Below are 26512 nucleotides of genomic sequence, written 5' to 3' on the forward strand. Positions count from 1 at the left end.
CGTGGGGTGTGACACCGGGCCCGGCGGCTCACGGCCCGCCACACCACACGAGTTCAGAGGACCTTGCTCAGGAACGCCCGGGTCCGCTCGTGCCGCGGGTCGGCGAGCACCTCGCGGGGCACGCCGGCCTCGACCACCACCCCGCCGTCCATGAACACCAGCGCGTCGCCGACCTCCCGGGCGAAGCCGATCTCGTGGGTCACCACGATCATCGTCATCCCGTCCTGCGCCAGGTCCCGCATCACGTCCAGGACCTCACCGACGAGTTCGGGATCCAAGGCGCTGGTCGGCTCGTCGAAGAGCATCACCTTCGGCCGCATCGCCAACGCGCGCGCGATCGCCACCCGCTGCTGCTGACCACCGGAGAGCTGACCCGGGTACGCGTGCGCCCGGTCGGCCAGGCCGACCCGGTCCAGCAGCGCCACCGCACGCTCGCGGACCGCCGCCTTCGGCTCCCCGCGGACCCGCAGCGGCGCCTCCATCACGTTCGCCAGGGCGCTCATGTGCGGGAAGAGGTTGAACCGCTGGAACACCATGCCGATGCTCCGCCGCTGCGCGGCCACCTCCCGGGCCGGCAACTCGTGCAGCTTGCCGCCCCGCTGCCGGTAGCCGACCAGTGCCCCGTCCACCCAGATCCGCCCGGCGTCGATCTTCTCCAGGTGGTTGATGCAGCGCAGGAAGGTCGACTTGCCCGAGCCGGACGGCCCGATCACACAGCACACCTCACCGGGGCGTACCGCCAGGTCCACGCCGTTGAGCACGTCCAGCGACCCGAACGACTTGTGCACGTTCTCGGCGTACACCATCAGGGTGTCCGGCCCGGCGGCCGACGTGGTCATCGGGACCCTTTCGCAGCGGCGGCGCCGACACCGCGGGAGAACCGCCGTTCGACGAAGGACTGGCCGACCATCAGCACGCTGGTCAGCGCCAGGTACCACAGGCAGGCGGCGACCAGCATCGGAAAGACCTGGAAGGTCCGGGACCCGACCGCCGACAGCTGGAAGAACAGCTCGTTGGTCACCGGTACGAAGGCCAGCAGCGAGGTGTCCTTGAGCATCGCTATCGTCTCGTTGCCGGTCGGCGGCACGATCACCCGCATCGCCTGCGGCAGCACCACCCGGCGCAGGGTCAGGCCCTGGCTCATGCCGAGCGCGGCGCAGGCCTCGGCCTGACCGGGGTCGACCGAGCCGATCCCGGCCCGGACGATCTCCGCCATGTAGGCCGCCTCGGACAGCGCCAGCCCGAGCAGACCGGCCACGAACCCGCTGATCGCGGTCCGGGCGTCGAAGCCCCAGATCCGGGCCTCGAAGTCGGTCACGCCGAACAGCGCACCGAGCTGCCGGTCGAACGGCAGCCCGAACTCCAGCCGCTCCCACAGGATGCCGAGGTTGCCGAAGAGGACCAGCAGCACCACCCGGGGCACCGCCCGGAAGAACCAGGTGTAGAGCCAGGCGACCCCGGCCAGGATCGGATTGCCGGACAGCCGCATCACCGCGACCAGTACCCCGACGGCGACGCCGATCAGCATCGCGAGCAGCGTCATCGTGATGGTGGTCCGGACGCCTTCGATGATCGGCGGCCGGAACATGTTGTCGACCATGAACGCCCACTGGAAGCGGTCGTTGCTGACCAGCAGGTGGACGAACATCGCGGCGAGCACGGCGAGCACGCCGATCGCCACCCAGCGGCCCGGTCGCCGTACCGGCACCGCTCTGATCGGATCCGGACGGGCCCGGAGCGGCCCGGACGGCACCTCGCCGGCCGGGTCCGGCCCGGACGGCGGGGTGCCGTCCGGGCCGGTGGAGGGGTTCATCGCCATCGCCGGTCGACGCGGCTCAGGGGTTGACTGCCGGGTCGGTGATCCCGCCCGCCTCGACGCCCCAGTTGCTCAGCGCCTGCTCGTAGCTGCCGTCGGCGATGACCGCCGTCAGCGCCTGCGCCAGCGCCTCGGCGAACTCGGTCTGCTCCTGGGCGACGACATAGCCGTACGGGGCCGAGTCGTAGATGTCGCCGGACAGTTCCAGCTCACCGTTGGTCTGCTGGACCGCGTACGCGCAGACCGGCGAGTCGGCCAGCATCGCGTCGTTCTTGCCGGAGACCACCGAGGCGGTGGCCTGGTCCTGACCCTGGAACTGCTCGATGGTGATCTCGGGGTTGCCGGCGGCGGTACAGGCCGCCGACCGGGCCTCGACGTCCTCGACCTGGACGGTGCCGGCCTGCACCGCCACCCGCTTGCCGCAGGCGTCGTCCGGGTCGACCGGTTCACCGGCGCGCGCCGCCCACTGCGTGCCGGCCGAGAAGTACGACACCATGTTGACCTGGGTCTTGCGCTCGTCGTTGATGGTGAACGACGACACCCCGATCTCGTACTTGCCCGACATCACCCCGGGGATGATGTCGTCGAACTGGCTGGGCACGTACTCGGTGGTCAGGCCGAGCTTGCCGGCGACCGTGTTGAACAGGTCGACGTCGAAGCCGACGACCGTGGCACCGTCGGTGTCGAGGAACTCCGCCGGGGCGTACGTCGCGTCGATCCCGACCAGGATCTTGCCGTCGGCCTTGATCTCGTCCGGGACCAGCGCCGCCAGGTCGTCGTCGGCCGAGGCGCTCGGCGCGCCGGCACCGGGCTGTTCGACGCTGTCCTGTTCGCCGCAGGCGGCGATGGTCAGCATCAGGGCTACCGCGCCGACGACGCCGACGGCGGCCCGCCGGGTCCGGTGGTATCTGGTGGTCACGCTTCCTCCGAGGGGTCGGGCGTACCGGGTGTGCGGGTCAGGCGACACCGAGGTACGCCTCCTTGACGGCCGGGTCGTGCAGCAGGTCGGTGCCGGTGCCGGACTTGACGATGCTGCCGGTCTCCAGCACGTACGCCCGGTGGGCGCGCGACAGCGCCTGCTGGGCGTTCTGCTCGACCAGCAGGACCGTGGTGCCCTGCTGGTTGATCTCCACGATGATGTCGAAGATCTGCTGGATCAGCATCGGCGCGAGCCCCATCGACGGCTCGTCGAGCAGCAGCAGCTTCGGCCGGCTCATCAGCGCCCGGCCGACGGCGAGCATCTGCTGCTCACCACCGGAGAGCGTGCCACCGGCCTGCTTGCGCCGCTCGGCGAGCCGGGGGAACAACCCCAGCACCCGGTCCAGGTCGGCGGCGACGCCGGCCCGGTCCCGGCGGGTGTACGCCCCCATGTCGAGGTTCTCCAGCACGGTCATGCCGGGGAAGATGCCCCGGCCCTCCGGTGCCTGGCAGAGCCCACGGCGCACGCGCAGGTCGGCGCGGAGCTTGGAGATCTCCTCGCCGTTGAAGGTGATCCGGCCGGACGCGATCGGCCGGATCCCGGAGATCGCCCGCATGGTCGTCGACTTGCCGGCACCGTTGGCGCCGATCAGGGCCACGATCTCGCCCTCGTCGACCGTCAGGCTGATGCCGTGCAGCGCCTGGATCCGCCCGTAGAGCAGACTGACGTCCTCGATCTCAAGCAGCATCGTCGGGCACTCCCAGGTAGGCGGCGATCACCCGGTGGTCCTCCCGCACGTCGGCGGGCAGTCCGTCGGCGATCTTCTTTCCGAACTCCAGCACCACGATCCGGTCGGTGACCCCCATGACCAGGCGCATGTCGTGCTCGATCAGCAGCACGGTGACGCCCCGGTCACGGATCTGGCGGATCAGCTGGAGCAGTTCCTCCTTCTCCGCCGGGTTGAAACCGGCAGCCGGCTCGTCGAGGCAGAGCAGCACCGGGTCGGTCGCCAACGCGCGGGCGATCTCCAGGCGCCGCTGTTCGCCGTACGACAGGTTGCGGGCCATCTCGTTGATCCGCTTGCCGATTCCGACGAAGTCCAGCAGCTCGCGGGCCTTCTCCCGGCCGTCGCGTTCCTCCCGCCAGTGCCGGGGCAGCCGCAGCATCGCCGAGATCACGCTGGTCTTGTGGTGGGCGTCCGCGCCGACCTGCACGTTCTCCAGGGCGGTCATCTCCGGGAAGAGCCGGATGTTCTGGAAGGTGCGCGCCATCCCCATCTTGGTGATCTGGTGGCGCTTCTTTCCGGTGATCCGCTGGCCACGGAACCGGATCTCGCCCTCGCTGGGCCGGTAGATGCCGGTCATCGCGTTGAAGCAGGTCGTCTTGCCGGCCCCGTTCGGACCGATCAGGCCGAGGATCTCCCCCTTGTACAGGGTGAAGTCCACGTCGTTGAGCGCGACCACGCCGCCGAAGCGCAACGTGACATGGTCGACCTCAAGCAGGGGTTCGCGGGTCACGGCGGTGGCACCGGCCCCGGTCGTCGCGGTGTCAGCCACCGACGGTCACCTCCTTACGCCGGTCCTTGAACTCGGCTGCCCGGCGTTTGCTGGAGATCAGGCCCTGCGGCCGGAAGATCATCATGACCACGAGGGTGAGCCCGAAGACCAGGAAGCGGTACTCGTACAGCTCCACCCCGAACAGCTCGATGCCCCGGAAGCGTTCGATCAGGTACGCCACCAGGCCACCGCCGACGATCGCGCCGACGATGTTGCCGGAGCCGCCGAGGATCACCGCCGCCAGGATGATGATCGAGTTGAGCAGCTCGAAGTTCTGCGAGCTGACGAAGTTCTGCTTGCCGGCGAACAGCGCCCCGGCCAGGCCGCCGATCGCCGCGCCCATGGCGAAGGCCCAGAGCTTGAACTTGAACGTCGGCACGCCCATCAGCTGGGCGGCGTCCTCGTCCTCGCGGATCGAGACCCAGGCCCGGCCGACCCGGCTGTGGCTGAGGTTGCGGACCAGGATCACCACCACGATGATCAGGGTCAGCACCAGCCAGTAGTACGGGCGGGCGTCCAGTACGCCGAAGACCGGCTTACCGTCGGGGTAGGTGCCCGGCGGGTGCGGAATCTGGTTGAGGCCACGTTGGCCCTTGAGAAACTCGGAGCTGACCGCCGCGATCCGGATCATCTCGGCGAAGCCGAGGGTGACGATCGCCAGGTAGTCGCCGCGCAGCCGCAGCGTCGGGGTGCCCAGCAGCAGACCGGAGATCATCGTGATGCCGATCGCCAACGGCAGCGCCAGCAGCCACGGCCACAGGGTCTTGAGGTCGCTGCTGGGTGAGGTCAGCACCGCGACGGTGTACGCACCGACCGCGAAGAAGCCGAAGTAGCCCAGGTCGAGCAGGCCGGCGAAGCCGACGACGATGTTGAGCCCGACGGCCAGCAGGACGTAGATGGAGACGGTGAACAGCACCTGGGCGAAGTTCGACTCGGTGGTCGGGATCGGCCCGAGGTACTGGTAGAACTCCTTGTTCGGCAAGGCGTAGAAGAACACGACCACCGCGGCGAGCAGGCCCCAGCGGGCCCACCGCGGCATGTGGTGCCAGCGATCGGCGAACGCGCCGCGCGCGTCGTGCAGTTTGGCTCGCACGTCGGTCATACCCGTGCCCTCCCCAGTGACTCGCCGAGCAGGCCGGTGGGCCGGAACATCAGCAGCACGACCAGTACGGCGAAGGCAACGAAGTCCTTCCACTGCGTACCGAACAGCCCGGACGCGTAGTTCTCCACCACGCCGAGCAGGAAGCCGCCGAGCAGCGCGCCCCGCAGGTTGCCGATCCCGCCGAGGACCGCGGCGGTGAACGCCTTGAGGCCGAGCAGGAAGCCGACGCTGTAGGTGAGCACGCCGATGCGGATGTTGTAGAGCACACCGGCGACGCCGGCCATCAGACCACCGATGATGAAGATGGTCATGATGATCCGGTCCTTGTTCACCCCCATCAGCGCGGCGGTGTTCGGATCCTGGGCGACGGCCCGCACGCCCCGGCCGATCCGGCTGCGGTTGATGAAGAAGTCCAGACCGACCATCATCACCAGTGCGGCGACGACGGTGAGCAGCTGCACCGTGGTGATCGGCACCCCGGCGACTTCGAACAGTGGACTGTTGCTGACGATCGTCGGCAGGCCCTGCGGCAGCCGGCGGGTGTAGATGCCGAACGCCTCGGCCATCACGATCGACGCGCCGATCGCGGTGATGAGGAAGGCGAGCGGGGGTGCGTTACGCTTACGCAACGGTCGGTAGGCCACCCGTTCCACCACGGTGGCGGTGGCCGCCGAGGCGAGCGCGGCGACGAGCAGCGCGATCAGCAGGTAGAAGATGATCGACCCGGTTCCGGTGACCACCGAGTCCTGGGTGAGTCCGAGGGCACCCCAGGTCCAGAGCGCGGCGAACGCTCCGGCGATGAAGACCTCGGAGTGGGCGAAGTTGATGAGACGCAGCACGCCGTAGACCAGCGTGTAGCCCAGCGCGACCAGGGCATAGATGGCGCCCTGCGTCAAGCCGGTCGTGGTGAGCTCTCCGAAGTTAGAGAGCAGTCCATTGACGTTCAAGGAGGGTGCTCCATTGAGGGCTGGGGAAAGAAATCGGGTGCGGCCGGGAGCGAGCTCCCGGCCGCACCCGCTGAAAAGCTGACCTGCCGATGGGGACGGATCAGGACTTGGGGATCTCCTGGTCCGGCACGACCTCGCCGTTGACGACCTTGAACGCCCAGACGACGACCTGCGAGGCCTCCATCTCGCCCTTGTCGTCGAACTTGTAGCTGGCGGCGACGCCCTCGCCCTCGTAGTTCTTCACCCACTCGAGCAGCGCCTCGCGGGTGGTGTTGCCCTCCTTGATGCCCTCGAGCAGGATGTTCGCCGCGTCGTAGGCGGTGTCGCTGTAGGTGCCCGGCGGGGAGCCGTGCAGCGCCTCGTAGTCGGCGGCGAAGCTGCCCCGGGCCTCGGTGGCCGGCTGGCACGGGCAGGTGAGGATGGTGCCCTCGGCGGCGGCGGCACCGGCGGAGGTGACGTAGGCCGGGTCGTTGACGCCGTCACCGGCGACCAGGGTGGCGGTGATGCCCGCGTCGGTCAGCTGCTTACGGATCAGGCCGGCCTCCTGGTAGTACCCGCCGTAGAAGACCGCGTCGGCGTTGGCCGAGCGGACCTTGGTGACGGTGGCGGAGAAGTCGACCTGCTTGCCCTCGCCCTGGACCTTGTCGGAGTCGACGACCAGGTCACCGAGGACCTTCTTGACCTCGTCGGCCAGTCCGGCGCCGTACGCCGACTGGTCGTCGATGACGAAGACCCGCTGTGCGTTCAGCACGTCGCGGATGTAGACGCCGGCGGCGGGGCCCTGGCTCAGGTCGTTGCCGACGCCCCGGAAGAAGGTCGGCCAGCCCTGGTCGGCCAGGCTCGGCCGGGTCGCCGACGGGGTGATGGTGACCAGTCCGGCCTCGGCGAACAGCGGGCCGGCCGCCTCGGACTCACCGGAGTACGCCGGGCCGACGATGCCGAGCATCTTCTCGTCGTCGATGGCCCGCTGCGCCAGACCGGGCGCCTGGTCCGGGCTGCCCTGCGAGTCGAGACCGACATGCTCGACCGTGCAGTCCGGGTTCGCCTCGTTGTACTGCTCGACAGCGAGCGCGACACCGTTGTTCTCGTTGATGCCGAGCGCCGCCGACGGGCCGGTCAACGCCCCAAAAAAGGCGATCTTGTTGCCGCACGCCTCGCCGCCAGCTTCCGTGCTGTCGCCGTCCCCGCTGCTGCAGGCGGCACCGCCGGCGACGAGCGCCATCATGGCGACGCCGCCGAGCACGCGTACAAGATTACGCTTCAAGGCTCGAAACCCCTCCTCGATACCAATTGGCCCGAACCACCCACTGCCGATTGGCTCTTGCGGGAAGCACGCACCCGGCCGCTATCCCGGCCTTGGGGCGGGACGTTATCCCACCTGCCGGGCACGCCGTAAGGTCCAGGAAGGGCCGTTGACAAAAACGTTACGTAGCGTGGCCTGATGGCCCGACCAGCTGTAACACGCCCCGCGTGCACCTGGCCGGCCGGGGCCCGCGACCGTCACTCACTGCTGCGTAGAGGTGGTCTCACCGGCGGTCTCGCCCGGAGTCTCGGCCAGGATCCGCTCCGCGACGTCGCGCATGGTCATGCGGTGGTCCATCGCCATCCGCTGGATCCACTTGAACGCCTGGGGCTCGGTCATCCCGTACGAGGTCATCAGCATGCCCTTGGCCCGCTCGACGACCTTGCGGGTCTCCAACCGGTCGGTCAACCCGGCGACCTCGGACTCGAGGGTGGCCAGCTCGCTGTAGCGCGACAGCGCGATCTCGATCGCCGGCACCAGGTCACTCTTCTGGAACGGCTTGACCAGGTACGCCATCGCACCGGCGGCACGGGCCCGCTCCACCAGGTCGCGCTGACTGAACGCGGTGAGGATCACCACCGGCGCGATCCGGCCTGCGGCGATCCGCTCGGCCGCCGCCAGCCCGTCCATGATCGGCATCTTGATGTCGAGGATCACCAGATCGGGCTTGAGCTCCTCGGCGAGGCGCACCGCGGTCTCGCCGTCGCCGGCCTCACCGACGACGTCGTAGCCCTCCTCGACGAGCATCTCCGCCAGATCGAGCCGGATCAGCGCCTCGTCCTCTGCGATCAGTACCCGCCTGCGCTCGGCACCCGCCTGCGTGTCGGCCACGAACCCCTACCCCCAACACTTGCGACCCGACACCCACCGGGTTGGGTGTCGCCGCCTTCAGCGTAGTGGGTAGGCTTGCAGCAGCCGGGCCCCAGACCCGACAAACGTCCCCGTACTCCAACCGGTAGAGAGGCGGAGCTCAAACCTCCGACAGTGTGGGTTCGAATCCCACCGGGGGCACCGTGACACGGTGCACGACCAGGCCGGGCGAGCAAATCGCCCGGTTTGTCTATTTCTGCGGCGGACTTCCGCCGACGCGGCTGCCGGACGTACGGATGCGGCCGTCCCGCTGCCGTCGCGCGCTCCTGCCGCGACCGGGGCGCCCCGCCGACCGCCACTGGCGGCAGGCTCCAGCCGGACCCGAGCGGAACCGGCCATCGTCGATGCGCACAGCGCGCGACGAGGGGAGCACCCATGACGGTCTCGGTAGGGATACCCACCAGGGGCGACGACCCCGCCGCGCTCGTCCGGACCGTCCGGGCGGCGCTGCGGGCCGCCCGGACCGCCGGGGAGACCGCGGAGGTCCTGGTGGTCGTCAACGGGCGGTCACGACTGCCGGAACTGGACCGGATCGCCGGTGGCCGGCTACGGGTGCACTACCGCGAACGGCGAAACGTGGCGGCGGCCCGCAACGCCGTGCTGGACGCGGCGGCCCACGACACCGTCCTGTACGTCGACGACGACTGTCTGGTGCCGCCGTCCTGGTGCGTGGAGATGTCGCGGGCGCTCGCCCGCCCGGACCGGGCGGCGCTCTGCGCACCGATCCGTACCGTCGTGTCCGGACCGGTCAGCGCCTTCGTCGACTATCTGCGGCTGTTCGACGCGATCCCGGTCGACGAGACCGAGGCCGACACCCTCACCACCGGAAACTGCGGGGTACGGCGCGACCGGCTCGGCCCGGACCTGCGCTTCTGCGAGGACCTGCACACCTCGGGCGAAGACTCGGACTTCGGTGCCGCGTTGCACGAGGCCGGCCACCGCATCGGCTGGTTGTCCGGCGCGCCGCCGGTCATGCACGGCTGCGCCGAGCAGATCGGCGAAATCACCGACCGCTACCTGCGCTACGGTGCCAGCGCACCCGAACTGCTGCTGCGTCGCAACCGCGCCCGGGTCGTCACCCACCGCGCGCTGGACTGGTACCGGGAGCGAACCCGGGACGAGTTCCGCACCTACCGGCGGTTCGCCGAGTTCACCGACCCGCGGGTGCGCGCCGCGTTCGCCGTATACGAGTACCTGATGATCAGTTCGGCGTTGCTCGGCTACCTGGTGCGTCTCGGCGAACTGACCGGATGTCTGCTGGTGGAGCTGGACCGGACGGCACTTGACCGGGCCTGGCGCGACCTGGCCGCCCGGATCGAGGCCGCGACCCGGGACGTCGACTGGACGGCGTTGCCGGTCGACTACCGACGGATCGCCACCGGGGCGTCGGAGCGCCAACCGGCGCTGGCCGAGGTGCGGCAGGTGCTGCGGACCCATGCCCGCCCGGTGTCGGTGGTGCCGGACGGACCCGCCGCGGAGATCCTGGCTCGCGGCGGCGAGCAACCCGGCGAGTACCTGGCGCTGTTGGAGCGGGTCCGCCGGGTGTGGCACCCGATCCGCGACGCCGACCCGGACCAACCGGCGGTGACGCCATCGGAGTTCGACCGACGGATGCGGGCCGTCGGGGTCTCGTTCGCGGTGGCCGGTGCCGCCGCCGAGTACTGCGCCCTGGTGGACCGGATCGCCGCCAAGGGCACCGACGCCCACCCGCCACGGCGGACGACGACGGCGGTCGCGCACCGGGCGGAGCAGCGGTGACCGCGGTGCGCAGGGGTGTCTATTTCCTGGCCAACGACGGCGTGCTGGAGCAGGCGCTGGCATTCCTGAACAGCTTCCGGACCTATCATCCCTGGACCCCGCTGTGCCTGGTCCCCTTCGCCGGCGACATCGACGCGCTCCGCGCACTCCGCCACCAATATGAATTTGAGATTTTCGATGATCATGCGGTGTTGGATCGGTGCGACGAGATCGGATACGCGTTCCATGGCGCGACCAGCGGCCAGTACCGCAAGCTCGCGATCTGGCATGGACCGTACGACGAGTTCGTCTACATCGACTGCGACACGGTGGTCCTGCACAACGTCCACTTCGTCTACCGCTACCTCGACGACTACTCGTTCGTCACGTCACACTCACACCAACCGGAGATCCGCAGATGGGTCTGGCGCGACAGCATCCACGACGTCGGCGTACTGACCGACGAACAGATCGCCTTCGCCGCCAACACCGGCTTCGTCGCCTCCCGCCGGGGCAACCTGTCCCTGGCGCACGCCGCCGCCCGCCTGCCCGAGGCGCTCGCCCTGGCCGCGCACATGGAGCTCACCTGCGCCGAGCAGCCCTTCCTCAACTACCTGATCGTCACCTCGGGCACCCCGTACACCAGCCTCTACACGATCGCCGCGACCACCGGCGCATGGGATCTGCCGGCCGAGCGGTGGGCCGGTGACCCGTCCTTCGTCGTACACAACGGACGGATCGTCGAGCCGGCGGCACCCACCCTGATGCTGCACTGGGCCGGCGAGTGGGCGCGAGCCCGCCGCGAGAACACGACGATCCCGTACCACGACCTGTGGAGCTACTACCGCCACCAGTGAACGACCAGGAGGGACACCGATGCGTGCCGACGATCACGACCAGCCCGCGGCGACCGACGGTGCCGGATACCGGCAGACCCTGCAGGTCCTGCAGCGGGTGCTGGCCCGGATCCTGATGGAGGCCGGCGAACCGGACCCCGGACCGATCCCGCCGGAGCGACGGATCACCGACGTCGCCGCCAACTCGGTGCAGTTGCTGCAGGTACACGCGGGTCTGGAGGAAGAGCTCGGCATCGAGATCGCCGCCGCCGCGTTCTTCGAGCACGACAGCCTGGCCGATCTCGCCCGGCACCTCTGCCCGACCGGTTGAACCCGCCCCGCCGTGCAGCCACGCCGATTCGGGGCCACCGGTCTGGTCGCCACGCCGATCGCCCTGAACGCGATGAGTTTCACCGCGGGCTGCGGTGGCCCGGTCGACCGGGCCGTCGCCGACGGGATGATCGGCCAGCTGCGGGAGTTCGGCACGAGCCTGGTCGACGCCACCGACCTGACCACCGGCGGGGACGTCGAGTCCGTCGTCGGCCGGGCGCTGCGCGGCCGCCGTACGGCGGTCCTGCTGGCCAGCCGCAGCGGCGGCCGCTACACCCGGACCGGACGGCTGGTCGGCGTCGACGCCCGCCCCGAGGCGGTGACCCGGTCCTGCCACACGACCCTGCGCCGGCTCGGCACCGACTACCTGGACCTGTACCTCCTCGACCGCGCCGATCCGCGGGTGCCGGTCGAGGAGAGCGTGCAGGCGATGGCCGCGTTGGTGGCCGCCGGCAAGGTACGCCACCTCGGCGTCGCCCACGTCGACGTCGGTCAGCTCCGGCGTGCCCACGCGGTGCACCCGTTGGCGCTGGTCGCCGCCGAGTACTCGCTGCTCGGCCGCTGCGCCGAGACGGAGCTGCTGCCCGCCGCCCGGGCCCTCGGGATCGGGTTCGCGGCGTACCGCCCGCTCGGTGCCGGCCTGCTCACCGGGCAGCTGGACTCCCCCGACCAGCTGGCCCCCGACGCCTACCAGCACGCCGACCCCCGGTTCCGGCCGGACAACTTCGCCCGTACGCGGCGGATGGTCGGCGCCGCGCAGCGGGTGGCCACCCGCCGGCAGGTCGGGGTGAGCCGGCTCGCCCTGGCCTGGCTGCTGGCCCAGGGCCGCGACGTGCTGCCGGTGGCCGGCACCCGGGACCCGACCCATCTGGAGATGAACCTGGCCGCCGCGGCGGTCCGGCTCGACGCGGCCGAGCGGGCCCGCCTGGCCGCGTTGTCCGACCCGAGCGGTGCGGTCTGCCCACGGCCGGTCGGGACCGACTGCCGCTGCCGACCCGGCACCAGGGACGCTGGACCCGGCACCAGGGACGCTGGACCCGGCAGCCAGGACCGGACCGGAAACTGACGACCATGGACTGTCTGCCGCACCCCGCCGACGGCGTACCGTCGGTCGTCGACACCAGCACGCCGGTGTCCCCCGGCCCGCTCGCCCGGCTGCTGCCGCTGCTGGGCCAGTTGCACCTGGTCGTGCCCGGTCCCCCGGCGGACTGGGACGGCGCCCTGTCCGCCGGGACCGACGGTACCGACCCGGCACCGACCGGGGTGCGGCCGGCGCCGGGCACCCGGGCCGGGTCAGCTGCCGACGCCGGGCTTACGGCCGACCAGCAGGGTGTCGCTGCTACCGAGTGACCGGCGCTGCTGTACGGCGAACCCGGCCTCGCGCAGCCACCCTTCGCCGTCCGCCGCCCGGTACTCCGCGCCGTCGGAGGTGACCAGGAGCATGTTGAGGCTGACCAGCAGCCGGGCCAGGTCGGCCGGCTCGTCGTCGAGCATCGCGTCGTAGACCAGCAGCAGGCCACCGGGGGGCAGCGCGGCGTACGCCCGGGCGATCAGCGTCTGCCGTCGCGGCGGCGACCAGTTGTGCAGAACATGACCGATGACCAGCACGTCGGCGGTCGGTAACGGGTCGACGAAGAAGTCACCACCGACGAACCGGACCTCGGCCGGCGGACGCAGCGACCGCATGTGGGCCGTGAACGACGGCGCCATCGCCGGCAGGTCGAAAACGGTCGCCGACAGGTGCGGATGCGCCGTCACCAACGCCGCGGCCAGGTTGCCCCGGGCGCCGCCGACGTCGACCACGCTGGACACCGTCGACCAGTCGACGGCGGCGGCCAGGTGAGGCGCGAGTTGACCGCTGGCCCCGTCCATCATGCCCAGGTACCGCTCGCGCTGGACCGGGTCGGCGAGCATCTGGGCGAACGCGCCCGGGTCCGCCGACGGAGTCTGCGGACGCCCGGTCCGCAAGGCGGTGGCCAGCTTGCCCCAGGCCGGGTAGAGCACCTGGTTGGCCCGGTCGAGGAAGCCGCCGAGGAAGGCCGGTCCGCCGGGGACCAGGTGCCGGCGCGCCGCCTCGGCCAGGTCGTAGCCGGCGGCGGTCCGGTCGAGCAGGCCCAGCACGGTGAGCGCGTCGAGAAAGTCGCCCGCTCCACGGCCGGCCAGGTGCAGCCGGGCGGCGATCTCGTCGGCGGTCGACCGGCCGTTGCGCGACAGGTCGGTGAAGAGTCCGAGCTCGGTAGCGGTGAGCAGCAGTTTCGCGTGGCAGAAGGCGTTGCCCAGACGTTTGATGTCAGCAGGGTCGAGGGTCGGCGTCGAGGTCGACGACACGGGTTCTCCTTTCGGTCACCAGGACGGATGTGACACGGCGGCGGCGTTGGCGACCAGGCCCAGCACCGCGAACCCCGTCCTGAGCAGATTGAACGCGCGCCAGCGGGCACGCGGGTCGGGCCAGTGCGCCGGCAGCGCCCCGGCCGGCAGGGCCTTCACCCGGCGGTTGATCGGCACGTTGCCCAGCTGCGACACCACCGCCACCGCGCAGCCGGCCGCGGCGGCGACGAGCAGCAGCAGCCGCACCACGGGGTGCCCGGTGAGCACGGCGGCCACCACGTCGCCCGCCGTCCAGGTGAGCACCGTGGGCGGCATCACCAGGTCGAACCGGCGGCCGATCAGCTTGTGGGTCTCGACGTAGCGCTGCGGGGAAAGGGCCCGGAACGCCGGCACCACGCTGAGCGCGACGGCGTACAGCACCCCGGCGGTGAGGCCACTGCCGGTCAGCACGACGACGCCGAGCCACGTCTGGGCGGTCACGAGGCGCTGCCCGGCCGGGGCTGACCCACGGCGGTCAGGCCGCCGAGAGCACGCTGCGGTACAGCCACGTGCTGCTCATCTCGGGTTCGCCGTGGCTGAGCAGCTCACGGTGCAGCCGCTGCAGCTCGGGCTGGGGGGTCAGGCCGAGCTGGTGGTCGAGCACCCGGCGCAGATCCTGGTACGTCTGCAGCGCCTCGCCCCGACGGCCGGTCCGGGCCAGCGCCACCATCAGCTGGCCGTACAGCCACTCGTTGAGCGGATTGGTGGCCACCAGCGAACGAATCTCCCCGATGAGCTGCCGGTGCAGGCCGAGTTCGGCGTCGGCCTGAATCCGCAGCTCCAGCGTGCGCATCCGGTCCTCCTCCAGGTGGATGGCGTGCGCCTGCAGGAGCCCACCCCGGCGCAGGTTCGCCAGGCTCGGCCCCTGCCACAGCTCGAGCGCGCGACGCAACAGCGGCGCGGCCTGCTCCGGTTGGCCCCGTTCCAGCATCTGCCGGCCCTGGCGGGACAGTGCCTCGAAGGTGGTCGCGTCCAGCTGGCTGGGTGCGATCCGCATCAGATAGCCGGGCGGCTTGGTCAGCAGCCACTCCCCGCCGGTACGGATCCGCGGGTCCAGGCACTTGCGGAGCTGGTAGATGTAGGTCTGGGCGGTGCCGACCGCGCTCGGGGGCGGGTCCTCGCCCCACAGCTCGTCGATGATCGCGTCGGTGGACACGACCTGGTTGGCGCGCAGCAGCAGCAGCGCGAGGACCCGGCCGACCTTCGGCGGTGTCGGGGTGACGACGACACCGTCGTCGAACACCTCGAGTGGGCCGAGCACCTGGAAATGCAGCATCGCGTTCCTCTCGATCGGTTGTACAGCGCAATCCGACGGAAACTTTGCCGGGATCCGGAAAGTAGGCTGCCTACAACTCGAACGACAAGATCCGGCGTGAAGATTGCGCCTGGGGACATGCTCACGCCGATCCACTACACCCATCGTCGACAGCAGGGTGCAGAATCGGATACGACCTTCGATGTACACCTCTGCTGCCGACCAATCCGGGCACCATATCCTCGACGCATGACCATGACGTCGGTCGAAGTGCGCAGGCGCAGCTGGCGATTGACGGGCCGCTACCTGTGGTGGTGTGTCGTCGAGGCCAGGCCCGCCGTACTGGCGATCTACACCATGCGCTTCCTGGTCGCCGGCGCGCTGGCCGGCGTCGCCGCGCCGGAGGACACCGCCGACTGGTGGCGGATGCCGACCGCGCTCGCCGCCTGGCTCTGCGTGGCCGCCAGCGTCTACCTGTTCGACGGGGTGACCGACGTGGTCGGCGACCGGGTCAACGGTTCACGCCGGCCGATCGCCCGCGGCACCCTGCCGGTGCCGGTGGCAGCGGGGGTGGCCGCGGCCTGGGCGGGGCTCGCGGTGGCCGGGGCGGCCGTTCTCGGTGGGGCCTGGCTCGGCCTGGTCGGCCTGGCGTTGCTGCTCGGTTGGGCATACTCGGCGCCACCGCTTCGGCTGAAGCGGTGGACAGCGACCGCCGGCGCCGTCGTGGTGCTGGCCGGGATGGCGACGTTCACCGCCGGGGCGATGGCAGCCGGTGGCGGCGGGCTGCCGACCGCGCTGCTGGTGTTCGCCGTCGCGATGTCGTGCTGGATGGGCTTCGTGGGCGCGCTGGCCAAGGATCTGTCCGACGTCGCTGGTGACGCGGCGACCGGGCGACGGACCTCGGCGGTCCGGCGGGGAGTGCCGGCCGCCGGGCGACGGGTGTCGGTCAACGCGCTCCTGGTGGCCGTCTCGTTCGGCGCGGCCGCCGTCCTGGTCGATCCGGTGCTGCGGTGGCCGGCGGCGGCCCTGGTCGGCGGGGCCGTGGCGATCGCGGTGACCTGCCGGCGGCGCCGACCGGCCGGGCCGACGCGGCAGCCGTACCGGATCTTCATGACGACCCAGTACGTCGCCCACGGTGCGGTACCGGTCGGGATCGCGTTCGCCTGACGACGTCCGGTCCGCGTACTGCGCCGTTTCTGCGATGATCCATGAACTGATGACCAGTAATGCGGCGAAGCTCATTACCAGCGCGCTTCACGCCGACACCGATGATCGACAAAACGGGCGTACCACTCGATGACGGATCGCTCCGGGTCCGCTTCACGATCCGGTCAGCCACTGTGGACCAGGTCCGTAAAGCGGAAAATGCGTGGCCGACGGATAGACGGACGGCACGTTCTGCGGATACCCTCGATCCCCAGTGAGGATGCCGGAGGAACACTGTGAGCGAGCCACTCCAGGAGCCGTCGCAGACCACCCTGAGTGACCAAATAACGGCCCTCTCGCCCACGATCCTGCGCGATTTCGAGGTGGCATTAGAAAGGGCGGGTAGCGCATTACTGCTGGACGACCTGTCCCGTAAGCAGGTACTGACCCATGCCCGGGACATCCTGGCGCGCACCGCGGCCCAGGTCGGCGGCCACCCGACGCCCGTCGTCCAGCCAGGGCTGGCCCGGGAGATCGGCGCCGACCGGGCCGCCACCAACACCTCGCCCACCGAGTCGCTGCGGGCCGCGAACCTGCTGTTCGCCACCGTGGTACGACGGGTCGCCGCGACGGTGGACGGCCCACACGCCACCGACCATCTCATCCTGACCGCCCTCACCCTGCACGAGATCCTGACCCACACCCTGCGGGTGGCCGCAGACGCCTACGTCGGCGTACTGCTCAACCGGATCCACCGCGCCCAGATCGAGGAACGCCGCCACATCAGTCGCGAACTGCACGACCGGATCGGGCACGGCATCGGCGTCGCGCAACGACAACTCGAACTGTCCGAGATCTACTGGGCCGCCGACCAGGACCGGGCGCTGAGCCGGCTGCGGGCCGCCCAGCACGGACTGACCGGCACCCTGGAGGCCGTTCGGCACGCCATCGCCGGGCTCCGACTGGTGGAACCGGTGCACGGACTGGAGAAGGCGCTGCGGCTGTTCCTGGACAGCACGGCGACTCCCGAGCTGATCCACGACATCCAGGTCAACGGCGACGAGAGCTGGGTGCCGGCCACACTGATCGAGGAGACCTTCCTGATCGTCCGTGAGGCACTGCGCAACACCGTGACCCACGCGCAGGCCCAGCTCGTCATGGTCCGCATCGACCTCGCGCCCGACCAGCTGCAGGCCACCGTGGTCGACGACGGACAGGGGTTCGACCCGGCCGCCGGACACCGGGGCACCGGGCTGCTGTCGATGAAGGAGCGAGCCAGCCTGCTGGGCGGCTCGCTGTCGCTGATCAGCCGGGTCGGCGGCGGCACGCACATCGAGCTACGGCTGCCAGTGGAGGGAGACACCGGGTGACCGGAGAGCCGATCACGGTCGTCCTGGTAGACGATCACGCGCTGATGCGGGAAGGGCTGCGCGAGATCCTGGAGAGCCAGCCGGGCCTGGTCGTGGTCGGCGAGGCCGGCAACAGCGCCGACGCGATCGCCCTGGTGGCCCAGCAACGGCCCCGGGTGGTCCTGCTGGACGTGGAGATCCCCGGCGGCGACGTCACCGACACGGTGATCGCGCTACGCGAACTCGTCCCGGAAACCGAGATCATCATCCTGAGCATGTACGACGGTCCCCGGTTGCTGCAGCGACTGCTCTCCCTCGGCATCCGGGGCTACCTGCTCAAGAGCGTCAGCCGCCGGGAGCTGGTCTCCGCGATCCACAACGCCTGCATCCAGGACAACCACGTCACCCTCGCGGTGTCCCGCAGCAGCCTGGCCCAGCTGCCGACATCGGCCGCGATGCTCTCCCCCCGGGAGATCGACGTGCTGTCGCTGACCGCGCAGGCACTGAGCAACGCCCAGATCGCCGCCCGGTTGTATCTGACGGAGGCGACCGTCAAACGCCACCTGAGCAACATCTTCGCCAAACTGGGCGCGGTGTCGCGCATCGACGCGGTCAACAAGGCGATCGCCGCAGCGCTGCTGCCACCGTACGACGGGACGCAGCGGCCCGCCGTGCAGTAGTGCGCCAGGCCGCCCGGCCACCCGTCGCGGCGGCTCGACGACGGTTCGACGGCCCCTCGATCCGTACCGGCCATCATCGCCGGTGCCGGTCATCATCGCCGGCGCCGGCGCCGCGCCCGTGGCGCGGCGGCGTCCGGTCGTTGCCGACCCGCACCGCGACGTACGGGGCGTCCCGACCCGAGCAGACAGGAGCACACCGCTGTGGCCCATCCGTCGGTACTGGCTGTCTTCGCCCACCCCGACGACGCCGAACTCGGCTGCTTCGGCACCCTCGCCGGTCTCGGCGCCGCCGGCTTCGACGTCCACATCCTCGCGCTCACCGACGGCTCGGCGAGTTCCTCACCGGCCGCGGCGGCCCGGCCCGACGAGGCGAAGCAGTCCGCCGGGGTGATCGGGGCCAACCTCGTCATCGAGAATCTCGTCGACGGCGCGCTCGCCGCCGACCGGCAGACGTACTCCTGTGTCGCCGACCACCTGCACCGGATCCGCCCGGCGCTGGTGATCACCCACCTGGTGGGCGCCGGTGACCACCAGGACCACGAGACCGCCGGTCGGGCGGCGACCACGATGGCCGGCCGCAGCCCCTTCGTCCGCACCATCCTGCAGGCCGAACCACCCCTGATGAACAACCTGTTCACGCCGGACGTCTACGTCGACGTCACCGCCCGGATGCCGGACAAGCTCGCGGCGGTGGCGAAGTACCAGTCCGAACGCGACAAGCCGTACGTCGCTGAGCAGGCGATCCGGGACCGGGCGACGTGGTGGGCCCGCCAGGCCGCCACCCACGACCTCACCGAGGTCCGCTACTGCGAGGCGTTCCGTCTGGTCAAGGCCGCCCTCGACGTCGCCGGACTCGGCGCGGCGTGCGGCGGCGGACCGCAGCCGGCACCGGCGGGCCACCGGTGAGCGGCCGGCACCGGCCGGTCGCGGTACTCGTCGGCGCGCCCGACGAGGCGGTACCGGCTGGACCGGACCAGACAGTGCTGGCCGGACCGGACCAGACAGTGCTGGCCGGGCGGCCGGTGGGCCACTGGCTGCTGGACACCCTCGCCCAACTGGACGCCGAGGTGGTCACGGATCCGCCGTACCCCGGCGATCGGCCCGTGCTGCTGATCGGCGCGGCGACGCCGCTGATCGGGGCCGGCACCCTGGCCCGGGCGGTGGACCGGGTCACGGACGACACCGACGACACCGGCGACGGCCGCGTGGTGCTGTTGCGGGCCCGACGTCCCGCACCGTGGTGGGATCCGACCCCGCCGGCCACGACCGACGCACCGGCCGGCCTGGTCCTCGCCGGGCCCGTCCCGCTCACTGTCGCCCGGCTCGCCGGCCACCTCGCCGGCCATCTCGCCGCCGAGGTGCCCTGCGCCGTCGTACGCCACCAGCTGGTCGCCGCCGGGGTGCGGGTCGACGACGTGACCCTGCACCCGACCGAGTCGCTACGCACCACCGACCCGGTCGAGCTGGCCGAGGCCCGCCGGGCCGTCCAGGCCCGGATCGTCGCCGGCTGGCAGCGTCGCGGCGTGTACGTGGAGGACCCGGCGACCACCTCCATCGACGCCACGGTCCAGCTCGCGCCCGGCGTCACCGTACTGGCCGGCACCCGGTTGACCGGCGACACCACGGTCGGCGCCGGCAGCCGGATCGGCCCCGGGGTGTCGCTGCGCGACTGCCGGGTCGGTGCCCACTGCGAGATCCGGTACGCGGTCTGCCAGGACGTCGACCTCGGTGACCGGGTCAACGTCGGGCCGTACGCCTGGCTGCGCTCACGCGCCAGCCTCGGTGACGACTGCCGCGCCGGGGCGTTCGTGGAGATCGCCGACTCGACGGTCGGCGCCGGCACCAGCGTCCCGCACCTGGCCGGACTCTTCAGCGCCGACGTCGGACGCGACTGCAACCTGGCCAGCATGTCCGGGCCGGCGAACTTCAACGGTGGGGTCAAGAGCCGGGTCCGCATCGGTGACGGCGTCGCCATCGGCGCCGGCACGATCCTGGTGGCACCGGTCGAGGTCGGCGACGGCGCGGAGACCGCCGCCGGCTCGGTCATCACCGACGACGTCCCCTCTGGCGCGCTGGGCATGGCCCGCACCACACAACGCAACGTCACCGGCTGGGCCCGGCTGCGCCGGGCAGCGGCGTCAGCAGCCGGCGAGGCGCAGCGCGGTGGCGGCCACCCGTAGCGCCTCGATCTGTCCGGCGGCGGTGTCGGCCAGCGGGGTGAGCCCCAGGGTGGTCACGCCGGCGGCCGCGTACGCGGCGAGTCGGGGCGCGATCCGCTGCGCCGGGCCGATCAGCGACGTGTCGTCCATCAACGCCAACGGTACGGCGGCCGCCGCGCCGGCCCGGTCACCCGAGCGCTGACGGTCCCGGATCTCGTCCGCCGCCGCCCCGTGGCCGAGCTCGGTCACCAACCGGTGGTAGATGCTGCGGTGGCGGCTGCCGAGGCCGATGAAGTTCGCGAAGTAGCCGCGGACCGCCTCGGCGGCGGCCACCGGGTCCGGACCTACACTGATCGGCACCGACGGCAGCACCTCGAACCCGTCCAGCCGGTGGCCGGCCTGCTGGCGGCCGGCCCGCACCCGGTGCAGCGAGTCGGCCAGCCGCTGCGGCGAGCAGAACACCCCGATCCACCCGTCGGCGACCCGACCGGCCAGCTCCAGGTTCGCCGGACCGACCGCCGCCAGGTAGATCGGCAGCTGCGGGCGGGGCGGCCCGGCCCGCAGCTGGGCCGCCTCGGTGGTGCCCTCCGGCGGCAACCGGTAGAACCGCCCCTGATGGCGTACCGGCGCTCCGGACAGCGCCATCCGGACCACGGCGAGGTACTCCTCGGTGCGGGCCAACGGACGGTCGTACGGCACGCCGTACCAGCCGAGTGACACGTCCGGATTGGACACGCCGAGGCCGAGGGCGAACCGACCGGCGGTCAGGGCGTCCAGGGTCGACGCGGTGAGCGCGGTCAGCACCGGCGTACGGGCCGGGATCTGCATCACGCCGGACGCCAGCCGGATCCGCCGGGTACGGGCGGCCACCGCGCCGAGCAGGCTCGGGGCGTCCTGTTTGAACCCCTCCGGTACCAGGGCCATCTCGTATCCGAGCCGCTCGGCCTCCTCGGCCACCTGCGGTCCGCTGTCGCGGGACAGGAAGACTCCCAGCCGCATGGTCACTCCCCTCTTGCCGGTGGCGCCACCATGACGGGTCGGATTCGCGTCCCGGGCGAGGCCGGCACGAGACGCCGACGGTCCTCCAGTGGGGCCACACCACGACTGGAACGCGATCACAGCGCCGGCACGCACAATCACGGCGTCAGCGACGGATCGGAGGCGGTCATGCGGGTGCTGTTCGCGTCGTGGGCGGGTGGCGGCCATTTCGCCCCACTCGTTCCGACCGGCTGGGCGCTGCGCGCCGCCGGTCACGAGGTGTTGGTCGCCTGCCATCCCACTGAGACCGGTCCGGTGGTGCGGGCCGGTCTGCCGGCGCTGCCGCTCGGACCGCCGGTCGACATGTTCGCCCTGCTGCGCCAGCAGCGGCGGGAACGGCTGCGGCACCCCCGGCCGACCCCGGCCACCGGTCAGCTCGATTTCACCGGAATGGTCGCCACCGCCGAGGTCGTCGCCGGTCTGCTCGCCGACGAACTGCTGCGGTTCAGCCGTGACTGGCGCCCGGACCTGGTGGTCTACGAGCCGGCGGCGCTGGTCGGGCCGCTGGTCGCCACCCTGCTGAGGATCCCGGCGGTACGCCAGTTGTGGTGCTGCGACTTCACCTCGCCGGTCAACGGTTTCCCCCGACGGATCACCGGCCCACTGGCCCAGCGGTACGGAATCGACGGTGTCGACCCCGCAGGTGACCTGACGCTGGACCCGTGTCCACCCGAGCTGCAGATCAGTGACGACCTGCCCCGGATGCCGGTGCGGTACGTGCCGTTCAACGGACCGGCGCGGATGCCCGACTGGCTCACCGCGCCGGCCCGCCGGCCACGGGTCTGTCTGACCTGGGGTACGTCGTTGCACGCACTCGATCCGGACCGGATGCGGCACGTGCCCGCGATCCTGCGGGCGCTCGGCACCCTCGACGCCGAGCTGGTCGTGGCGGTACCGGACAGCCAGCGTGACCTGTTCGCCCCGGTGCCGGCGACCGTACGGTCCATCGGGCGGATTCCGCTGGACCTGCTGCTGCCCAGCTGTGACCTGCTGGTGCACCAGGGCGGTGGGGGCACGATGATGACCGCCGCCGTGCACGGGGTGCCGCAGGTCGCCGTACCGAGTCTGCCGGACCAGACGTTCAACGCCGGCCGGTTGGCCGGTGCCGGTGCCGGGCGGTGGGTAGGCGGCGGCGAGCAGGTCGACGCGGGCGAGGTGGCGGCGTGCGCCGCCGAGGTCCTGGCTGATCCGTCGTACGCGCGGGCCGCCGCCGGGCTGGCCGCCCGGATCGCCGTACGGCCCGCGCCGGCGGCCGTCGTGGCCGACCTGGAGCGGTGGGTCGCCCGCCGCTGACCGGCCGGCCCCGACGCGGTACCCGCCCGGTCAGACCGGCGCGGATGCCGCTGGTGCGTCCACCGGGGCGGTGGGCAGCGCCGCCGCCGTCCACAGTTGGTGGTAGCGGCCACCGGCCGTCACCAGCTGGGCATGGGTGCCGAACTCGACGATCCGGCCGTCGGCGACGACCGCGATCCGATCGGCCATCCGGGCCGTCTGCAGCCGGTGGGCGATCATCACGGTGGTCCGCCCCTCGGCGACGGCACGGACCGCCGCCAGCACCCGGGCCTCGGTCGACAGGTCGAGCTTGGCGGTCGCCTCGTCCAGCAGCACCACCGCCGGATCGACCAGGTAGGCGCGGGCCAGGCAGACCAGCTGCCGCAGACCGGCGGAGAGCAGGTCGCCGCGTTCGCCCACCGCCGACCCGTAGCCCTGTGGCAGCCCGATGATGCCCTGGTGGGCACCGACCGCGCGGGCGGCCGCCTCGACCTCGGCGTCGGTGGCCTCGGGCCGGCCGTAGCCGATGTTGTCCCGGATGGTGCCGGCGAACAGGTACGGCTCCTGCGGCAGGTAGCCGACGGTACGCCGCAGCGTGGTGGGGTCGAGATCGGCCAGCGGTACGCCGTCGAGGAGCACCTGTCCGGCGTCCGGGTCGTAGAACCGGGCCAGCAGCTTGACGATTGTCGACTTGCCGGCTCCGGTCGGCCCGACCAGGGCCAGCGTCGTCCCCGCCGGGACCGCCAGGTCCACGTCGTGCAGCACCTCGCTGCGGGTGCCCGGGTAGCGGAACCGCACGCCGGTCAGCCGCAGTTCGCCGCGGATCCGCGCGGGCCGTACGGGGGACGTCGGCGGCGGTGGGCCGGGCTTCTCGTCGAACAGTTCCCGGATCCGGCCGGTGGAGACGCCGACCCGCTGCACGTCGGAGGTCACGAACGTGCCCAGTTCCACGATCGGGGGGAAGAACAGCCCCACCCACAGGACGAAGGCGATCAGCTCGCCGGCGGTGAGCACGCCACGGGCCAGGAGCACGGCACCCAGCCCGAACACCATGGTCAGCGCCATGCCACTGAGGAAGGTGACCACCGGATAGCTGGCGGCGATCAGCTTCTCGGCGGCGAGCCGGTGGTCCAGGTAGATCCGGATCAGTCGACGGTACTCGGCGTGCTGGCGCTCCTGCTGGCCGAACGCCTGGGCCTCGCGTACTCCGGCGAGGTTCTCCTGCAACGCGGCGTTGGCGTCGGCCATCTGTTCGCGGGCGGCCAGGAACGCCGCGCCGAGCCGGGCGTTGAACCAGCGCAGCAGCAGGATGAAGGGCACCACCGACGCGGCGACCAGCGTCGCCAGCACCGCGTCGACGACCAGCATCGCCGCCAGGACGCCGACGACGGTGAGGACGGCGACGACCGCCCCGACCAGGCCGGTGGTGGCGAACTGGGCGAAGCCCTGTACGTCGTGGATCAGCCGGGTGAGCAGGCGGCCGGCCGGCTGCCGTTCGTAGTAGGACACCGGCAGCCGGATCATCCGGGTCCAGACGATCATCCGTAGGGTGGCGACGACCCGTTGCCCGGCCCGGCCGGCGACGATCGCGGTGACCGGGGCGAGCAGCAGGCCGACCAGGCTGGTCACCAGGATCGCCGCCGCCGCGGTGAGCACCCCGTCCATCGACTGGGCGAGCATGCCGTCGTCGACGGCCGAGCGGGTGAACAGCGGGCCGAGGACGCCAGCGACCGTCTGCACCGCCAGCAGTGCCAGGACGAGGGCGAACCCGGCGCGGTGCGGCCGCAGCAGCGCACCGACGGAGAACGGCCCGGCCAGGTCGATCGCGCCGACCGGGTAGGAGTCGCGGGGCGGGGCGAGCCGGGCCGCGGCGGCGCGCAGCCGCTCGTCGCCGGCACCGGGCCGGCCGGTACGCCGGCCGCCCCGGCGGGCCGGTGCCGGCGACGCGGCCGGGCGGGCCGGACCGGCCACCGCCGTCGGGTCGACCTCCGCCGTCGGGTCGACGCTCACGGCGGCCTGCGGGTCCACCAACCGCCGGTACGCCGGACAGCGCTCCAGCAGCTCCGCGTGCCGGCCCTGGTCGACGATCCGACCCGCGTCGAGCACGACGATCCGGTCGGCGGCGGCGATGGTGGCGGCCCGGTAGCCGACGTAGATCACGGTCCGGCCGACCGCCCAGTCGCGCAGCCGCCGGTGGATCTCCCATTCCAGGCTGGCGTCGACCCCGGCGGTCGGGTCGTCGAGCAGCAGCACCCGGGGCTCGGTCAGCAGGGTGCGGGCCAGGGCGATCCGCTGCCGCTGGCCACCGGACAGGGTGGATCCCCGGTCGCCGACCACCGTCGCGTACCCGTCGGGGAGGTCGGCGACGAAGTCGTGGGCGCCGGCGACCCGGGCCACCGTCTCGACCTCGTCGTCGGTCGCGTCGGGCCGGCCGTACCGGATGTTGTCCCCGATGGTGCCGGTGAACAGCAGCGGCTCGTCGAACACCGATCCGACCTGCCGACGCAGCGACCGCAGGGTCACCGTACGCAGGTCGGTGCCGTCGAGCCGGACCGCACCGGACTGCGGGTCGTGGAACCGGGCCAGCAGCTTCAGCAGGGTCGACTTGCCGGACCCGGCGACCCCTACCAGGGCGACCGACTCGCCAGCGGCGACCTTCAGCGACAGTCCGTCCACCACCGGCGCGCCGTCGGGATAGCCGAACCGGACCCGGTCCACCGAGACGTCTCCGCGCAGCGGCGGCAGCAGGCCGGCCGCCGGGTCCTCGACCACCGCCGGTGGCAGGTCCAGCAGGTCCAGCACCCGCTCGGCGCAGACCCCGGCCTCCTGCAGGTCCACGACGGAGTCGGCCAGCCACCGTACGCTGCCGATCAGCTGCCCGGCGAAGATGCTCAGCGCGAGGAACGTCCCCAGGGTGATCTCACCGCGCAGGGTCAGCCAGCCGCCGAGGACGACCACCACCACCTGGGTCAGCAGCGGCACCAGGTCGAGCAGCGGCTGGTGGGTGGCCTGCAACCGGATGCTGCGCATCCGGGAGCCGAACAGCTGGTCGGCCGCGGTGGCCAACCGTCCGGTCTCGCGGGACTCCTGGCCAAAGGCCTTGACCACCCGTACGCCGTGGATGGCCAGACTCGCCGTCTGCGCCACGTCCGCCTCCCGCTGCTGCGCGTCCCAGATCGCCGGGCGGACCCGGCGCCGGATCCACCAGGCGGCGGCGAGCAGCATCGGCACGCTCAGCAGCGCCGCGACGCCGACCGCCGGGTGCAGCAGCAGCATCAGGACCCCGGCGGTCGCCACGACGACGACCGCACCGAGCAGCCGGGGCAGCGAGGCGACGGCCCGGGACATCCGGTCGATGTCCAGGTTCAGCCGGGCGGCGAGTTGCCCTGGCGGTAGCGGCTGGCTGTCCGGGTCGATGCGCTGCATCCGCTGGTGCACCGCGTCGTAGACCAGGAACTGGGCGTCGTTGGCGCCCTTGAGCTCACGGTAGGCGGCGATCCGCTGCGCGACGTACGCCAGTGCGCCGAGCAGCACCAGCGACGCCAGCGGCCACGGCAGCGCGCCGGTGTCGCCGGCCACCGCCAGGTCGAGCACGTGGCGTTGGACGAGCAGCAGGGCCGCCGCGGCGACACCCGCACCGATCGTGGCGGCGAAGGCGATCAGCAGGTTGCCTGGGCGCAGCCGCACGATCGGCAGCAGCCGTCGGACCCAGCCGGGTCGGCGGTCGGGCCGGTCGGTCGGGTCGGCAGCGGGGCCGGCGACCGGGCCGGTGCCCGGCTCGACGCCCGGCCGGCGCGGCGCGGGTACGGTACGGCTACGCGGCATGGGTC

25 protein-coding genes and 1 tRNA gene are annotated in these 26512 nt (G+C 71.7%); 12 read left to right on the forward strand and 14 right to left on the reverse strand.

Annotated elements, in window-relative coordinates:
* Nucleotides 1-53 precede the first annotated feature (53 nt).
* From O7623_RS08385 to O7623_RS08425, 9 genes are all read right to left on the reverse strand, one after another.
* Complete coding sequence (locus O7623_RS08385; RefSeq protein WP_282228034.1) at nt 54-839, reverse strand: amino acid ABC transporter ATP-binding protein; 786 nt, start codon at nt 837-839, stop codon at nt 54-56.
* Entirely contained in the window at nt 836-1813 is a 978-nt protein-coding gene (locus O7623_RS08390; protein WP_282228035.1) for an amino acid ABC transporter permease, read from the reverse strand. Before O7623_RS08390 ends, O7623_RS08385 begins: the two co-directional genes overlap by 4 nt.
* Nucleotides 1814-1835: 22 nt before the next feature.
* Nucleotides 1836-2672, reverse strand: a complete 837-nt coding sequence (locus O7623_RS08395; protein ID WP_282229351.1) for an ABC transporter substrate-binding protein — start codon at nt 2670-2672, stop codon at nt 1836-1838.
* A 100-nt stretch (nt 2673-2772) separates the two neighbouring features.
* Nucleotides 2773-3483: an ABC transporter ATP-binding protein gene (locus O7623_RS08400; RefSeq protein WP_282228036.1), complete on the reverse strand. Its 711-nt coding sequence runs from the start codon at nt 3481-3483 to the stop codon at nt 2773-2775.
* Nucleotides 3473-4291: an ABC transporter ATP-binding protein gene (locus O7623_RS08405; RefSeq protein WP_282228037.1), complete on the reverse strand. Its 819-nt coding sequence runs from the start codon at nt 4289-4291 to the stop codon at nt 3473-3475. Before O7623_RS08405 ends, O7623_RS08400 begins: the two co-directional genes overlap by 11 nt.
* Nucleotides 4284-5393 (reverse strand): branched-chain amino acid ABC transporter permease, encoded by a 1110-nt coding sequence (locus tag O7623_RS08410; RefSeq protein ID WP_282228038.1) that lies wholly within the window; start codon nt 5391-5393, stop codon nt 4284-4286. The genes O7623_RS08405 and O7623_RS08410 overlap by 8 nt, the downstream gene beginning before the upstream one ends.
* Nucleotides 5390-6340 (reverse strand): branched-chain amino acid ABC transporter permease, encoded by a 951-nt coding sequence (locus O7623_RS08415; RefSeq protein WP_282228039.1) that lies wholly within the window; start codon nt 6338-6340, stop codon nt 5390-5392. The genes O7623_RS08410 and O7623_RS08415 overlap by 4 nt, the downstream gene beginning before the upstream one ends.
* A gap of 100 nt (nt 6341-6440) precedes the next feature.
* The gene (locus O7623_RS08420; RefSeq protein WP_282228040.1) at nt 6441-7604 is read right to left on the reverse strand and encodes a branched-chain amino acid ABC transporter substrate-binding protein; all 1164 of its coding nucleotides are present in this window, start codon (nt 7602-7604) and stop codon (nt 6441-6443) included.
* Nucleotides 7605-7844: 240 nt separating this feature from the next.
* Nucleotides 7845-8474 (reverse strand): response regulator, encoded by a 630-nt coding sequence (locus O7623_RS08425; RefSeq protein WP_282228041.1) that lies wholly within the window; start codon nt 8472-8474, stop codon nt 7845-7847.
* Nucleotides 8475-8580: 106 nt separating this feature from the next.
* On the opposite strand from O7623_RS08425, the gene O7623_RS08430 reads away from it, so the two are divergent.
* The 6 genes from O7623_RS08430 (at nt 8581) to O7623_RS08455 (ending at nt 12766) form a co-directional block, all read left to right on the forward strand.
* Nucleotides 8581-8654 (forward strand) — tRNA-Leu (locus tag O7623_RS08430).
* A gap of 234 nt (nt 8655-8888) precedes the next feature.
* Nucleotides 8889-10271: a glycosyltransferase family A protein gene (locus O7623_RS08435; protein ID WP_282228042.1), complete on the forward strand. Its 1383-nt coding sequence runs from the start codon at nt 8889-8891 to the stop codon at nt 10269-10271.
* Nucleotides 10268-11107 (forward strand): hypothetical protein, encoded by an 840-nt coding sequence (locus tag O7623_RS08440; RefSeq protein ID WP_282228043.1) that lies wholly within the window; start codon nt 10268-10270, stop codon nt 11105-11107. The genes O7623_RS08435 and O7623_RS08440 overlap by 4 nt, the downstream gene beginning before the upstream one ends.
* Before the next feature lie 19 nt (nt 11108-11126).
* Complete coding sequence (locus O7623_RS08445; RefSeq protein WP_282228044.1) at nt 11127-11417, forward strand: acyl carrier protein; 291 nt, start codon at nt 11127-11129, stop codon at nt 11415-11417.
* 72 nt (nt 11418-11489) lie between these two features.
* Entirely contained in the window at nt 11490-12482 is a 993-nt protein-coding gene (locus tag O7623_RS08450) for an aldo/keto reductase (protein ID WP_282228045.1), read from the forward strand.
* A 5-nt stretch (nt 12483-12487) separates the two neighbouring features.
* Complete coding sequence (locus O7623_RS08455) at nt 12488-12766, forward strand: hypothetical protein (protein ID WP_282228046.1); 279 nt, start codon at nt 12488-12490, stop codon at nt 12764-12766.
* Here the strand turns inward: O7623_RS08455 and O7623_RS08460 are convergent.
* From O7623_RS08460 to O7623_RS08470, 3 genes are read right to left on the reverse strand one after another with little or no spacing between them, the layout of a single operon-like run.
* Nucleotides 12710-13744, reverse strand: coding sequence for a methyltransferase (locus O7623_RS08460; RefSeq protein WP_282228047.1), 1035 nt, complete (start codon nt 13742-13744; stop codon nt 12710-12712). The genes O7623_RS08455 and O7623_RS08460 overlap by 57 nt on opposite strands.
* Before the next feature lie 15 nt (nt 13745-13759).
* Nucleotides 13760-14224 carry an anthrone oxygenase family protein gene (locus O7623_RS08465; protein ID WP_282228048.1) on the reverse strand — a complete coding sequence of 155 codons (465 nt, stop codon included), beginning with the start codon at nt 14222-14224 and terminating at the stop codon, nt 13760-13762.
* A gap of 34 nt (nt 14225-14258) precedes the next feature.
* Entirely contained in the window at nt 14259-15059 is an 801-nt protein-coding gene (locus O7623_RS08470; protein WP_282228049.1) for an AfsR/SARP family transcriptional regulator, read from the reverse strand.
* Nucleotides 15060-15287: 228 nt separating this feature from the next.
* On the opposite strand from O7623_RS08470, the gene O7623_RS08475 reads away from it, so the two are divergent.
* From O7623_RS08475 to O7623_RS08495, 5 genes are all read left to right on the forward strand, one after another.
* Nucleotides 15288-16205: a UbiA family prenyltransferase gene (locus O7623_RS08475; protein WP_282228050.1), complete on the forward strand. Its 918-nt coding sequence runs from the start codon at nt 15288-15290 to the stop codon at nt 16203-16205.
* A 275-nt stretch (nt 16206-16480) separates the two neighbouring features.
* The gene (locus O7623_RS08480) at nt 16481-17554 is read left to right on the forward strand and encodes an ATP-binding protein (protein ID WP_282228051.1); all 1074 of its coding nucleotides are present in this window, start codon (nt 16481-16483) and stop codon (nt 17552-17554) included.
* Nucleotides 17551-18213, forward strand: coding sequence for a response regulator transcription factor (locus O7623_RS08485; RefSeq protein ID WP_282228052.1), 663 nt, complete (start codon nt 17551-17553; stop codon nt 18211-18213). The genes O7623_RS08480 and O7623_RS08485 overlap by 4 nt, the downstream gene beginning before the upstream one ends.
* A gap of 201 nt (nt 18214-18414) precedes the next feature.
* Nucleotides 18415-19119: a PIG-L family deacetylase gene (locus O7623_RS08490; protein ID WP_282228053.1), complete on the forward strand. Its 705-nt coding sequence runs from the start codon at nt 18415-18417 to the stop codon at nt 19117-19119.
* Nucleotides 19077-20393, forward strand: a complete 1317-nt coding sequence (locus O7623_RS08495) for a hypothetical protein (protein ID WP_282228054.1) — start codon at nt 19077-19079, stop codon at nt 20391-20393. Before O7623_RS08490 ends, O7623_RS08495 begins: the two co-directional genes overlap by 43 nt.
* Here the strand turns inward: O7623_RS08495 and O7623_RS08500 are convergent.
* Nucleotides 20352-21371: an LLM class flavin-dependent oxidoreductase gene (locus O7623_RS08500; protein WP_282228055.1), complete on the reverse strand. Its 1020-nt coding sequence runs from the start codon at nt 21369-21371 to the stop codon at nt 20352-20354. The two genes, O7623_RS08495 and O7623_RS08500, sit on opposite strands and share 42 nt — an antisense overlap.
* Before the next feature lie 168 nt (nt 21372-21539).
* On the opposite strand from O7623_RS08500, the gene O7623_RS08505 reads away from it, so the two are divergent.
* Complete coding sequence (locus O7623_RS08505; RefSeq protein ID WP_282228056.1) at nt 21540-22703, forward strand: nucleotide disphospho-sugar-binding domain-containing protein; 1164 nt, start codon at nt 21540-21542, stop codon at nt 22701-22703.
* Between the two features lie 30 nt (nt 22704-22733).
* Here the strand turns inward: O7623_RS08505 and O7623_RS08510 are convergent, their stop codons facing one another.
* Nucleotides 22734-26507: an ABC transporter ATP-binding protein gene (locus O7623_RS08510; RefSeq protein WP_282228057.1), complete on the reverse strand. Its 3774-nt coding sequence runs from the start codon at nt 26505-26507 to the stop codon at nt 22734-22736.
* Between the last annotated feature and the right edge of the window lie 5 nt (nt 26508-26512).

Origin of the sequence: Solwaraspora sp. WMMD791 (assembly GCF_029581195.1) — a bacterium.
GTDB lineage: Bacteria > Actinomycetota > Actinomycetes > Mycobacteriales > Micromonosporaceae > Micromonospora_E.

What these genes read in the sequence shown, in the direction of transcription:
- O7623_RS08385 (WP_282228034.1), bottom strand. Translation starts at nt 839, where the DNA reads ATGACCACGTCGGCCGCCGGGCCGGACACCCTGATGGTGTACGCCGAG.
- O7623_RS08390 (WP_282228035.1), bottom strand. Translation starts at nt 1,813, where the DNA reads ATGAACCCCTCCACCGGCCCGGACGGCACCCCGCCGTCCGGGCCGGAC.
- O7623_RS08395 (WP_282229351.1), bottom strand. Translation starts at nt 2,672, where the DNA reads ATGCTGACCATCGCCGCCTGCGGCGAACAGGACAGCGTCGAACAGCCC.
- O7623_RS08400 (WP_282228036.1), bottom strand. Translation starts at nt 3,483, where the DNA reads ATGCTGCTTGAGATCGAGGACGTCAGTCTGCTCTACGGGCGGATCCAG.
- O7623_RS08410 (WP_282228038.1), bottom strand. Translation starts at nt 5,393, where the DNA reads ATGACCGACGTGCGAGCCAAACTGCACGACGCGCGCGGCGCGTTCGCC.
- O7623_RS08435 (WP_282228042.1), top strand. Translation starts at nt 8,889, where the DNA reads ATGACGGTCTCGGTAGGGATACCCACCAGGGGCGACGACCCCGCCGCG.
- O7623_RS08445 (WP_282228044.1), top strand. Translation starts at nt 11,127, where the DNA reads ATGCGTGCCGACGATCACGACCAGCCCGCGGCGACCGACGGTGCCGGA.
- O7623_RS08450 (WP_282228045.1), top strand. Translation starts at nt 11,490, where the DNA reads ATGAGTTTCACCGCGGGCTGCGGTGGCCCGGTCGACCGGGCCGTCGCC.
- O7623_RS08455 (WP_282228046.1), top strand. Translation starts at nt 12,488, where the DNA reads ATGGACTGTCTGCCGCACCCCGCCGACGGCGTACCGTCGGTCGTCGAC.
- O7623_RS08470 (WP_282228049.1), bottom strand. Translation starts at nt 15,059, where the DNA reads ATGCTGCATTTCCAGGTGCTCGGCCCACTCGAGGTGTTCGACGACGGT.
- O7623_RS08475 (WP_282228050.1), top strand. Translation starts at nt 15,288, where the DNA reads ATGACCATGACGTCGGTCGAAGTGCGCAGGCGCAGCTGGCGATTGACG.
- O7623_RS08500 (WP_282228055.1), bottom strand. Translation starts at nt 21,371, where the DNA reads ATGCGGCTGGGAGTCTTCCTGTCCCGCGACAGCGGACCGCAGGTGGCC.
- O7623_RS08505 (WP_282228056.1), top strand. Translation starts at nt 21,540, where the DNA reads ATGCGGGTGCTGTTCGCGTCGTGGGCGGGTGGCGGCCATTTCGCCCCA.
- O7623_RS08510 (WP_282228057.1), bottom strand. Translation starts at nt 26,507, where the DNA reads ATGCCGCGTAGCCGTACCGTACCCGCGCCGCGCCGGCCGGGCGTCGAG.